Origin of the sequence: Nguyenibacter vanlangensis (genome assembly GCF_038719015.1) — a bacterium.
GTDB classification, from domain to species: Bacteria; Pseudomonadota; Alphaproteobacteria; order Acetobacterales; family Acetobacteraceae; genus Gluconacetobacter; species Gluconacetobacter vanlangensis.
In genome coordinates this window covers 2,892,992-2,904,353 of the sequence record NZ_CP152276.1, presented here as the reverse complement: position 1 = coordinate 2,904,353, position 11,362 = coordinate 2,892,992, and the positions used below count along the sequence as shown (strand labels likewise).

Sequence of the window (11,362 nt, the reverse complement as noted above, 5' to 3'; positions counted from 1 at the left end):
CCATTGACCCAAGCCCCCCAACTGACGGCGAAGGAGTTTCGGTCGTGTCGAGGCCCTATCCGCCGGCCGGGATGCCGCGCCGCCAATAGCCGGCGGCGCGGATCTGGTGCCGGGGGATGGCTTCTTCGGTGCGCAGGTAGGCTTCCAGCCGGCGGGCCACGTCGCGTTCCGCGCCGATCCAGGCATGGATATCGGTCGAGGGCAGGGTAAGGTGGCGCAGCGCCTGGTCCAGCCGGGTCGAAAGGCCCGCCGGGGTGCCGTCGCGATGCAGCCAGGTGATGGCGGCATCGGACGCCGTGGGCAGGCGGCGTTCCTCCCGCGCGTCGGCGATTTCGATCAGCGCCTGGACGGGCACGCCGGGCGGCATGTCCTCCAGATATCGGGCAATGGACGGCAGGGCGGTTTCGTCGCCGATCAGCAGATAGGCCGCGTAATCATCGGGAACCCGGCCGCTGCCCACCCCGCCCGGGCGTCGTCCGCCCACGCACAGCCCCACGCACAGCCATTGTCCCGGCCGGGCCCGGGCGGCCCAGCGCGATGCCGGGCCGTCGCCATGCAGGACGAAATCGATCGTCAGTTCCCGGGTCGCGGGGTCGAAGCGGCGCGGCGTGTAGTCCCGGCCGATCGGCGCCTGTCCGCCGGGCATGACCGGATGGCCGTCCGGGCCGATCGCGGGCGGCTCATGCCAGCCCCGCCCATCGGGATGCGGAAAGAACAACGTGACATGATCGCCCGCGGCGGCGGTCGCGAACCCCTCCAGTGCATCGCCGGCCAGGGTGATGCGGCGCATGCGCGGGGTAAGGGCGTCGGTGCGCGCCACCCGGACGGGGCGCAGCGGCGCGCGGTCGGAGTATTTCATTCCATCCTCGATTCAGACAGGGTCCCGTCCGGGATCAGTCGGACTTGCCGAGAATCTCGGCGGTGGCGCGGTCGAGGATCCGGGCGATGCGGCGGGCTTCGGCCGGAGAGCAGTCGCGCTTGCGGATCAGCGCGTGCTTGAGCGCATAGCGCGCCTGATGCAGTTCGTCCGCGGCCTGGGGGTCGGCGGCGTCGACGCCGGCGAAGGCTTCACGGACCTCGGCCATGCGGCCGCCGATGCGCGCCAGCGCGTCCAGGATGGTTTCCGCCCGGCCACGGTGCGTGTCCAGATGGGCCCTGCCCGCATCCGTCAGGCTGTACAGTTTGCGGTTGCCGTCCTGCGTGACGCCGGCATGACCGATTTCCTCAAGGAAGGTCAGGGCCGGATAGACCATGCCGGGACTGGGCGCATAGAATCCGCCCGAGCGCTCCTCGATCCGGCGGATCAGTTCATAGCCATGAGCGGACTGCTCGGCGAGCAGGGCCAGCAGCACGAGCTGGAGATCCTCCGCGCTCAGCTTGCGTCCGGCTGGGAAATCGCCGCCGCCGAATCCCTGGCCGAACCCACCGGGAAAGCCGCGGCCGAACCCGCGACGACCATGGCGGCGGCCGATGGCATGAAGGATGTCGTGAAAGCGATGATGGGGGGGGTGATGTCCGATCATGTCCTACGATAGACATATCGTAAGATATAACACAAGACCTATTTCGGGGGCCTGCCGCGATATCCGGCCGGGTGGCGGCGGCGCGGAGCGCCCACCCGCCCGTGATCCGCGTGGCAGGCAATCGCAGTATCCTTATCCGCCACGGCATCAAAAGAAATCCTGCGGTGGTAAAGAGGCAACGACGCTGAAGCTGAACAGCGCCGTTGCCCTGAAAGAAAGGACTCTTCAAGGGAAGGGCTTGCCGCGACGCGGCGTGCGGCGCACAGTTGCAGTCCCGTGCGGCGTGTTTCAGAAGGACGTGACGAACCATGACCTTGGTGCAGGATCTTTCCATCATCGGCGCGGTCTCGGCGCTGTGGCTGGTGGCCATGGTCGTTCCGGGGCTGGATTTCCTGCTGGTGACGCGGCTGGCGATGATGCGGGGGCGTGCGGCGGCGCTGCGCGCGGCCTTCGGGATCGCGCTGGGTGTCGCCCTCTGGGGACTGGCGGGTTTCTTCGGCATCCACGCGCTGTTCGTGGCGTCGCCCTGGCTGTACAGGGCCCTGAAGATCGGCGGCGGACTGTATCTGTTCGTCGTCGGCGTGCGGCTGTACAGGGCAAGCTGGCAACCGCAATCCCCCGCCCCCGCGCCGGCCGATCTGGATCGGCGCGATGTCCGGGCGTTTCGCATGGGGCTGCTGACCAACCTGGCCAATCCCAAGGCGCCCGTCTTCGTTTCAAGCCTGTTTGCCGCCGCGTTGCCACAGCATGTTCCGGTCGGACTCGGCCTGACCTGCGTGGCGGCCATGTGGGCCATCGCGGCGGGATGGTTTTCGGTCGTGGCGCTGATGCTCAGCCTGCGCCGTTTCGCAGGGCCGTTTTCCCGGGCGCGCCACTGGATCGACCGGGTGGCGGGAATGACCTTCATGGGGATCGGCGCCCGCCTGGCGACAGAACGCGCGGGCTGATCGTTCGGGGGCGCACGCCTTGTCCAGCAATGGGTGGACTGGCTGGCCGTTCCGCGGTCTCCTTTCCGGGGCTTCGCCCCGGACCCCACCAAAGGCGATGCCTTTGGAAACCATTCATTCATCAATAGAATCCGAATTCGGTCGCCAATACGGTTAACGGTGATACGTACGAACCCTTATGGCCACGCCAGAGGTTGCGTTTCGCCGCCGGTTATTTTCTCTATTGGCGATCGTCATGATATCGAATCCATCTTCGCCATGGGTCCCGTCGGGGTGCCCTGATCCCGGTACCCGACGGCAGACAGGGTGCCGGCCCATGACCCGCAGCCCGCGCCCGGCGCGCCGCGCGCCTCCTGCCGCGACATGACCGACCGCGGCCCCGCTGCCGACGCACCCGATACGCCGACCCATCCGCGTATCCAGGAACCGGCGATCCTGCTGATGATCCTCGTCCTGTCGATCGGCGGGGCGGTCGTGGGGCTCCAGCTTCTGGTCACGCTCGGCGTCACGCCCAATACCGGCCTGATCGGCGCGCTGGTGGCCATGACGCTGGGGCGGCTGCGCCTGCCGGGGTTCCGCCGCTATCGGTCGGTGCATGTCCAGAACCTGGCCCAGAGCGCGGTGTCCGCCGCATGCTTCGGCGCCGCGAACGCCATGCTGCTGCCGATCGGCATTCCGTTTCTCCTGGGCATGCCCAGCCTTGTATTCCCGCTGTTCGCCGGGGTCACGCTTGCGACCTTTCTCGATGCCTTCCTGCTCTATCGCCTGTTCGGCACGCGCGTCTTTCCCGCCGATGGCGCCTGGCCCGCCGGCGTCGCGGCGGCCGAGGCGATCCAGGCCGGCGACCGCGGCGGCGCAAAGGCGGCGGTGATGGCGGGCGGACTCGCCCTCGGCGTGGCGGGCGGCCTGTGCGGCGTTCCCATGGCCGCGTTCGGCACGGCCCTGATCGGCAATGCCTGGGCATTGTCGATGTTCGGCATCGGATTGCTGGTGCGCGGTCAGGGAATCGCCGATCGTCTCGGCGCCAGCGCCGCGGCCCTGCGTCCCGCCGCCCATCTCGACCCCGCGCTGGTGCCCCATGGCGTCATGGTCGGCGCGGGCCTGGTCGCATTGATCCAGGTCGGATCGACATTGATGCGGCACGGACCAGACGTGAAACGCGGCCGGGACGGCCGCATCGTCGGCGCCCTGGCTTTGGGGGGCGGGGGCTTCCTCGGCATCGCCGGCCTGGTGGCCCTCCTCAGCGGCGTCGCCTACGGCCTCACGCCGCGCATGCTGGTCGCCTTCGTCGCTTATGCCGCCTTCGCGGCATTCCTGCATGAATTGATCGTCGGGCTGGCGGCCATGCATTCGGGGTGGTTTCCCGCCTTCGCGATCGCGCTGATCACCCTCCTGATCGGCAGCCTGTGCGGGTTCCCCATGCCGGCGCTGGCCCTGCTCGCGGGCCTGACCAGCGCCACCGGTCCGGCATTCGCCGATATGGGCTACGATCTCAAGGCCGGATTCCTGCTGCGCGGCGGCGGCGCCAATCCCGCCTTCGAACAGGATGGCCGCCGTCAGCAGCTTTACACGGCCTTCGCCGCTTTCGTGATCGCAACATGCGTCGTCGCCTTCAGTTGGCGCGGCTATTTTACGCACGACCTGTTTCCGCCACCCGATCGCGTCTATGCCGCGGCCATTCGCGGCAGCGCGCATGGATCGGTCGCCTGGACCCTGGCGTTCTGGGCGATCCCCGGGGCCATCCTGCAGATGCTCGGCGGCCAGCGCCGCCAGATGGGCGTCCTGCTGGCCACCGGCCTGCTGATCGTCAATCTCAAGGCCGGATGGGCCGTCCTGGCCGGTCTGGCGGCCCGCGCCGTCTGGCTGGCCTGCCGCGGAGAATCCGGCCGCTCGCCGATGGAAATCTTCGCCGGAGGCGTCATTGCCGGCGATGCGCTGTTCTCGTTCTTCTCGTCCATGAAGGCGAATATCCGGATCCACAGGCAGTGAACCGGCCTCGCCCCCTGGCCAGGGGTACGTAGTCCCCCTTATGGCGCGGCGCGTGCGGCAAAGGCGATGATATTGCAAGTTGCAATATCGATACGAACATGAGGTCGCATGCCAACGAAAATCGCCTTCGTGACCATCGGCCAGACCCCGCGCGACGACCTCGTCCCCGCCATCCTGGACCTCGTGCACGCGGATGTCGTCGCCACAGGGTTCGGCGTTCTCGATGCTCTGGACGATGCCGGGATCGCCGCGATGGCACCGGCCGACACCGCGCCGATGCTGGTGTCGCGCCTTCGTTGCGGTCGCGAGGTGCATCTGGACAAGGCGCTTGCGACCCGAAGCCTCATCGCACTCATCCATCGCATCGACCGGCAGGAATTCGACCTGATCGTTCCCCTGTGTACCGGAAACTTCCCGGAATTGCACGCGCTCGCCCTCCGTACGCCGCTCATCGAACCCCAGCGCCTGATGGATCGTCTGGCCACGGGCCTGCTGTCCGGACTCAGGACGGTCGCGCTGGTCGTGCCCAATGCCGCACAGGCCGCCATGCATGCGCCCTATGACGGCGTCGAGACGATCAGAAGCTGGGTTTCCCCCTACGTCCCGGCAAGCCAGGACCCCGAACGATACCGGCGCCTGGATGCCGCCCTGACCGGGGCCGATCTGATCGTCATGCATTGCGTGGGGTTCGACGAGCCGATGCGCGCGGCCCTGCATCGCCGGTACGGATGTCCGGTCCTGATCCCCCGCCGCGTCATCGCCGCGGCGATCGACCTGATCGCGCAATAGCCCACGCCTCCCGTCCGCCTTTTTCTTATCCCCCGGAATGCTGGTCCGGCACGGCACAGGATGCTTCGCATGTTTCACCTCCCGTCACGCTCCGGCCCCGTCCCCGTCCTCGTCCGCTTGGGCCATCTCGGGCTGCTTCTCTTCATCGGCAGCACCTGTATCCCGGTGCTGGCATCGCGCGCCGGCATGGCGGCCCCGGCACATCGTCCGGCGCGCAAAACGAAATCGCCACCCGCTTCCGTGCCGTCCGCGCGGACAACAACTGCGCGGACGATGGCCGCCCCGACATCGCACCCGCCCCGCCCCGCCCCCAAGGCGGAAGAACTCGCCGTCCAGGGCGAGCGGCGCCCCCTCAATTTCGAAAAAGAACAGCACAGGCCGGCCGCCGCGGTCTATCTCTCCCCGGACGAGCTGATCACCCGCAACGTGCATACGGTCAGCGACCTCGGGAAAGTCGCCCCGGGCCTGCAGATCCAGAGTTCGACAGGCGGCTCCAACACCAATTTCCGCCTGCGCGGCGTGGGATTGATGGATTTCACCGGCAATAACACGCCGATGGTCATGACCTATGTCGACGGCGTGGCGTTCCCCTCCACCGTCATGACCGGCGCGCAATTCTTCGATCTCGACGGCATTTCCGTCACCCCCGGGCCGCAGGGCTGGGACTATGGCCAGACCTCGGTCGGCGGCAATGTCTCAATCCGCACCGCCGATCCGACCAGTAGCTTTCACGCCGGCTTCGACGAGGAAATCGCCAGCTACTGGCACGACCGTACCGCGCTCTATGTGTCCGGTCCGCTCGCACGCGGCCTGACATTCCGCCTCGCCGGCATGACGCAGCAGGGCGGCGGCTATACGTTCAGTCGCTATAACGGCAGTACCCTAGGCAACGCCGACATGGGGGCCCTGCGCGCGAAACTGTTCTGGGATCCGGACGAAAACACGCATGTCGGCCTCACGGGCCGCTGGAGTCAGGATAATTCGCAGAATGTCGGCGATTACATCGTCGGTCTGGAATCCCCCGCCTATGCCTCGCTGTTCGTGGTCGGGCGGGACGTCAACCGCACGGGCTGGGGCGCGTCCCAGACCTGGGCAAATTTCATCGGCCTGCCCGGCAAGGACGTCAAACCCTTCCGCGACAATACCGCCTGGGGGGTGGATCTCAACATGTCGCGCGTGATCGGGCCGGTCAGGATCTCCAGCCTCAGCGCCTACAATGCCTTGTACCGTCATGAATATATGGACTGGGATTCGACCAATCTCGGGCTCCAGGAAACCTACCAGAACGACAATACCAGCACCTTCACGCAGCAGGTCGGCATCGCGGCCAGCCGCCCCGCGCGGCTCGACTGGGGGGCCGGACTCTACTATAATCGCAACATCACCAACGAGAACTTCAATTACGACTATATCGACATGCCCGGACGCGGCTATATCGGACAGACGCGCTATATCCAGACCATGAACACGCTGAACGCCTACGCCCACGCGTCCTACCGGGTGACCGGCCGCTTCGGCATCGATTTCGGCATCACGCATGAATCCGACAGCCGCCGGCTGGAGGACCTGACATCCGGCAACTGGTATTTCAACCCGCCGCGCAATACCATGACGCGGTTTCCCACCAGCGGCCTGCTCAGTACCCAGTTCGCGGGCGGCGTCACGCTCCATTACCAGCTCCAGCAGAACTGGCTGGGCTATGTCAGCGTCAAGCGCGGCTTTCAGCCGGGCGGCTTCACCGCCAATTCGACGGTATCGGCAACGCAGCTCAAGCCCTACAAGGCGCCGACCCTGTGGGCGTTCGAACTCGGCTCCAAGTTCGAAACCGGCGACCACCGCTACCGCCTGAATGCCGATTTCTTCTATTATCTTTTCAAGGACCAGGTTTTTCAGGGATTCTATGTCGATCCGTCCAAAGGCTATCTGGTCCTGTACCAGAACGCGCCGGATTCCCACATGTGGGGGATCGAAACGCAGTTCGAGGCCCATCCCATCCCGCATCTGACCCTGTCGCAGCGCTTCGCCTATATGCGGGCCTATTTCGACGTCATGCAGACCGTCAACCAGACGGCGACCACGGCGCAATTCGCCCGCACCAATATCTGGAGCCCGATCTACCAGAGCGCGAACGGCCAGGACCAGGGCACGCCCAAGGTCACGCTCAACGGCATGGCCGATTATGCGATTCCCCTCTCGAAACGCTACGATCTCGATATCGAGGCCGATTACAGCTACAGCGATCCGTACAAGCCGACCGGCGCCTACGCCCCCGACCAGACGCAGATCCCAGCCTATTTCATCGCCAATGCCGGCATCACCTTCCGTCCGCGATCGCACCGGTGGTATGTCAGCGCCTATTCCTCGAATATCGCCAACCGGCATTACGATATCACGCGCGCGACCGGCATCGTCGAATATTTTGCCGTGCCGGCCCCGCCGCGCTTCTGCGGCGCGCGCTTCGGCATGTCCTGGTAGACGACACGCGGCGGGACGATCGCCCCGCCACCCCCATAAACCTGAAGAGAATGCCGGAGAAACGACGATGCACGCCATAGGCAAGGACGATCTCGAGCCGCTGGCCGTCGGAGCGTGGATTCTGGGCACCGGCGGCGGCGGTTCGCCCTATCTCTCCTGGCTCAACATGCGCAGGCTGTATGCCGAAGGCGCCAGCGTCAGCCTGATGTCGCCCGACGAACTGGCCGATGACGACCTGGTGGCCGTGGTCTCGAACATGGGCGCCCCCCTGATCGGCCAGGAACGACTGTCCAGCCCCGACTTCGCGCTCAAGCCCGTTCGGATGATGGAGGCATATCTCGGCAGGCGTTTCCGCGCGGTCATGGCGCTGGAAATCGGCGGCGGCAATGCCTTCCAGCCCTTGATGGTGGCCGCGATGTCCGGCCTGCCCGTGGTGGATGCGGACTCCATGGGCCGCGCCTACCCCGAAGCCCAGATGACCAGCTTCGCCATCGCCGGATTGCAGATGTTTCCCTGCGCCGTCTCCGACATCCGCGACAACGATGCGCTCGTCACCCGCGCCGCAAGCTGGCCCTGGGTCGAACGGATCACCCGCAGCATCTGCGTGCAGATGGGCTCGATCGCGGCCACGTGCAAGGCGCCGCGTACCGGGCGCGAGGTCAAGCAATTCGGCATTCACCACACCACGACCCGCGCCATCGCCCTCGGCCGCGCGGTGCGCGATGCTCGTGCCCGGCACGACGACCCCGTTGCCGCGGCGCTCGACACGGCGGGCGGCAAGATGCTGTTCCGCGGCCGGATCACGGACGTCGAGCGCGAAACCTCCGGCGGTTTCCTCAAGGGTCGCGTCAGGCTGGCCGGCCTGGACGCCGATCGCGGATCGCGCCTCGACGTCGCCTTTCGCAACGAATATTCCGCGGCATGGCGGGACGGCGCGGTGCTGGCCAGCACTCCGGACCTCATCTGCCTGCTCGACAGCGTCTCGGGCGACGCCATCGGCACCGAAAGCCTGCGCTACGGACAGCGCATTTCCGTCCTTGCCCTTCCCTGCGCGCCGATCATGCGCACGCCCCGGGGGATCGAGAATGTGGGGCCGCGCGCCTTCGGCCACGATTTCGACCATGTCAGCCTGTTCAGCGACGAAAGCGCGAAAGGAACAGTCCAATGAGCCGTATCGGCATCGATGTCGGTGGTACCAACACCGATGCGGTCCTGATCGGGTCGGGGGGCGTGCGCGCCGCCGTCAAAACCGGCACCACGCCCGACATCGCCGGCGGCATCCAAACCGCGCTGGCCCGGCTGCTCGAACAGCCCGGCGCCACGACGGACGATGCGATCGACGCGGTCATGATCGGGACCACCCATTTCGTCAATGCCGTGGTCCAGCGGCGCGAACTCTGCCCGGTGGGCGCCCTGCGCATCGGCCTGCCGGCCAGCGCCTCTCTTCCGCCCTTTTCCGATTGGCCCGATGATCTCGTCCCGCTGGTGCGCGGCCAGGTGCACATGGTCGAGGGCGGCCATGAATATGACGGCAGGCGTATCGTCGCACTGGACCGCGACGCCATCCGCCGCGCCGCCCGCGACATGGCGTCGGCCGGGCTGCGCCACATCGCCGTCAGCGCCGTTTTCTCCCCCCTGGTGGCGGATGACGAGCTGGAGGCGGAACGGATTCTGGCCGAGGAAATCCCCGATGTTTCGGTCACGCTGTCCCACCGGCTTGGCCGGATCGGCCTGCTCGAGCGGGAAAATGTCGCGCTGCTGAACGCCACGCTGCAACCGCTCGCGCGCCGGACGATCGATGCGTTCATCGCGGCGCTGCGCGCCAGCGGCATCGCCGCCCCCCTGTTCCTGACCCGCAATGACGGCACGGTCGCGCACGCCGCCGGCGTGTACGCCGTTCCGGTCTACTGCTTTGCCTCCGGCCCGACCAACTCGATGCGTGGCGCCGCCTTCCTGTCCGGCATGGCCGATGCGATGGTGGTCGATGTCGGCGGAACCACGTCTGATTTCGGTACCCTGCGGGCCGGCTTCCCGCGTGAGGCGAATGCGGCCGTCGAGATCGGCGGCGTCCGCACCCTCTTCCGCATGCCCGAACTCCTGTCGATCGGCCTGGGCGGCGGCTCGATCGTCAGCGATGACGGCACCGCGATCGGTCCGCAAAGCCTGGGCTTCCGCCTGCTGCAAGAGGGCCGCATCTTCGGCGGCACGACCCTCAGCGCCACGGACGTCGCGGTCGCGGCGGGCCGGGTGTCCCTGGGTGACGCGACCCGCGTCGCGGACCTCTCTCCCGGCCTGCTGCATCGCGCACAGGCCCGCATGGCCGCCATGCTGGCCGAAGCGATCGACCGTACGAAGAGCGAGGCCGGCGACGTCACCCTGGTGGCCGTCGGCGGCGGCGCCTTTCTCGTGCCCGACCGGATCGATGGCGTGCATCAGATCGTGCGCGTGCCCCACCATGCCGTGGCCAACGCGGTCGGCGCGGCCATCGCCCAGATCTCCGGCGAGGTCGACCGCATCTTCACCGGCGTCACGCGCGACACCGCGATCGACACCGCCCTGACCATGGCCCGGGACCAGGCCGTGGCCGACGGCGCCGCCCCCGCGACGCTCGAGACGGTGGAAATCGAGGATATTCCCCTGACGTACATTCCCGGCGACGCCCGCCGGGTCAGGGTCCGGGTCGTCGGCGACATCTCCCACCCCCCGGCGGCGACCTGACCCACCTGGAAAGGCGGTCCACCCTATGGTGAAATGGCCCTCAGGATGGAGACCTCTCCAGTTTCAGCGCGGTCGCGTGATGCAGGATATGGTCGCCGATGAAGCTCGAAATGAAGTAATAGCTATGGTCGTAATGCGGACGGAGATTGAGCATCAGCGGATGACCGGCCTCCGCGCACGCAGCCTGCAGAATGTCCGGCTTCAATTGTGACGCGATAAATTCATCTCCGAGTCCCTGATCGACAAGAATCGGAAGACGTTCCGTCGCGGATTTCAGAAGCTCAAGCGGGTCACAGGCTTTCCACGCCGCGGGATCCTCGCCGAGATAGGCGCGTAACGCCTTTTGTCCCCACGGAACCCGGGTGATCGCGACGATCGGGGAAAACGCCGATACGCTTCGGAAGCGTCCGGGATTGCGCAATGCGATCATGATGGCGCCGAAGCCGCCCATCGAGTGACCGAAGATGCTCCGGGCGCCCGTTGCCGGGAAATTCGCCGCGATCAGGCGCGGGAGTTCATCGACGATGTAGTCATACATGCGATAATGCGCGGACCACGGATCCTGCGTCGCATTGACATAGAAGCCCGCACCTTGCCCGAGATCATACGCGGGATCGTTCGCGACGGTTTCACCACGCGGGCTCGTATCGGGGGCCACAAGAATGACGCCGTGCTCGGCGGCATAACGCTGGGCCCCGGCCTTGGTGATAAAATTCTGCTCGGTGCAGGTCAGTCCCGAGAGCCAGTACAGCACCGGCACGTCGCCGAACTGCGCCTGAGGCGGAAGATAGACGCCGACCTTCATGGTGCAGCCCAGCGTCTCGGACGCGTGCTGATAGACATCCTGCCATCCGCCAAAACAGGCATGGCGTTCGATTCGTTCCACTTTATGTTCCTCTCGACAGGGACGGCAGGAATGGA

General features: G+C 66.6%; 9 protein-coding genes. 6 read left to right on the top strand and 3 right to left on the bottom strand.

Going from position 1 to position 11,362, the window contains the following annotated elements; all coding sequences use genetic code 11:
* Window positions 1-55: 55 nt before the first annotated feature.
* Both AAC691_RS13525 and AAC691_RS13520 read right to left on the bottom strand, forming a co-directional pair.
* Window positions 56-859, bottom strand: a complete 804-nt coding sequence (locus tag AAC691_RS13525; protein WP_342627282.1) for a siderophore-interacting protein — start codon at window positions 857-859, stop codon at window positions 56-58.
* 34 nt (window positions 860-893) lie between these two features.
* The gene (locus AAC691_RS13520) at window positions 894-1,523 is read right to left on the bottom strand and encodes a PadR family transcriptional regulator (protein ID WP_342627281.1); all 630 of its coding nucleotides are present in this window, start codon (window positions 1,521-1,523) and stop codon (window positions 894-896) included.
* 308 nt (window positions 1,524-1,831) lie between these two features.
* Here AAC691_RS13520 and AAC691_RS13515 point away from each other — a divergent pair, with 308 nt between their 5' ends.
* The 6 genes from AAC691_RS13515 to AAC691_RS13490 all read left to right on the top strand — a co-directional run bounded on the left by AAC691_RS13515 (window position 1,832) and on the right by AAC691_RS13490 (window position 10,441).
* Window positions 1,832-2,470, top strand: a complete 639-nt coding sequence (locus AAC691_RS13515) for a LysE family transporter (RefSeq protein ID WP_176641134.1) — start codon at window positions 1,832-1,834, stop codon at window positions 2,468-2,470.
* A 306-nt stretch (window positions 2,471-2,776) separates the two neighbouring features.
* Window positions 2,777-4,459 (top strand): OPT family oligopeptide transporter, encoded by a 1,683-nt coding sequence (locus AAC691_RS13510; protein ID WP_342627280.1) that lies wholly within the window; start codon window positions 2,777-2,779, stop codon window positions 4,457-4,459.
* Between the two features lie 108 nt (window positions 4,460-4,567).
* Window positions 4,568-5,248, top strand: coding sequence for an AroM family protein (locus tag AAC691_RS13505; protein ID WP_342627279.1), 681 nt, complete (start codon window positions 4,568-4,570; stop codon window positions 5,246-5,248).
* A gap of 69 nt (window positions 5,249-5,317) precedes the next feature.
* On the top strand, window positions 5,318-7,723 hold the full coding sequence (locus AAC691_RS13500) for a TonB-dependent receptor domain-containing protein (protein WP_342627278.1): 2,406 nt from the start codon (window positions 5,318-5,320) through the stop codon (window positions 7,721-7,723).
* A 67-nt stretch (window positions 7,724-7,790) separates the two neighbouring features.
* Window positions 7,791-8,891 (top strand): DUF917 domain-containing protein, encoded by a 1,101-nt coding sequence (locus AAC691_RS13495; RefSeq protein ID WP_342627277.1) that lies wholly within the window; start codon window positions 7,791-7,793, stop codon window positions 8,889-8,891.
* Window positions 8,888-10,441 carry a hydantoinase/oxoprolinase family protein gene (locus tag AAC691_RS13490; RefSeq protein WP_342627276.1) on the top strand — a complete coding sequence of 518 codons (1,554 nt, stop codon included), beginning with the start codon at window positions 8,888-8,890 and terminating at the stop codon, window positions 10,439-10,441. The genes AAC691_RS13495 and AAC691_RS13490 overlap by 4 nt, the downstream gene beginning before the upstream one ends.
* Before the next feature lie 40 nt (window positions 10,442-10,481).
* On the opposite strand, the gene fghA is transcribed toward AAC691_RS13490, so the two are convergent.
* Window positions 10,482-11,327 carry an S-formylglutathione hydrolase gene (gene fghA, locus AAC691_RS13485; protein ID WP_342627275.1) on the bottom strand — a complete coding sequence of 282 codons (846 nt, stop codon included), beginning with the start codon at window positions 11,325-11,327 and terminating at the stop codon, window positions 10,482-10,484.
* Window positions 11,328-11,362: the final 35 nt, after the last annotated feature.

Coding starts and splice junctions, on each gene's coding strand:
- AAC691_RS13525 (WP_342627282.1), bottom strand. CDS start 859: ATGAAATACTCCGACCGCGCGCCGCTGCGCCCCGTCCGGGTGGCGCGC.
- AAC691_RS13520 (WP_342627281.1), bottom strand. CDS start 1,523: ATGATCGGACATCACCCCCCCCATCATCGCTTTCACGACATCCTTCAT.
- AAC691_RS13515 (WP_176641134.1), top strand. CDS start 1,832: ATGACCTTGGTGCAGGATCTTTCCATCATCGGCGCGGTCTCGGCGCTG.
- AAC691_RS13505 (WP_342627279.1), top strand. CDS start 4,568: ATGCCAACGAAAATCGCCTTCGTGACCATCGGCCAGACCCCGCGCGAC.
- AAC691_RS13500 (WP_342627278.1), top strand. CDS start 5,318: ATGTTTCACCTCCCGTCACGCTCCGGCCCCGTCCCCGTCCTCGTCCGC.
- AAC691_RS13495 (WP_342627277.1), top strand. CDS start 7,791: ATGCACGCCATAGGCAAGGACGATCTCGAGCCGCTGGCCGTCGGAGCG.
- AAC691_RS13490 (WP_342627276.1), top strand. CDS start 8,888: ATGAGCCGTATCGGCATCGATGTCGGTGGTACCAACACCGATGCGGTC.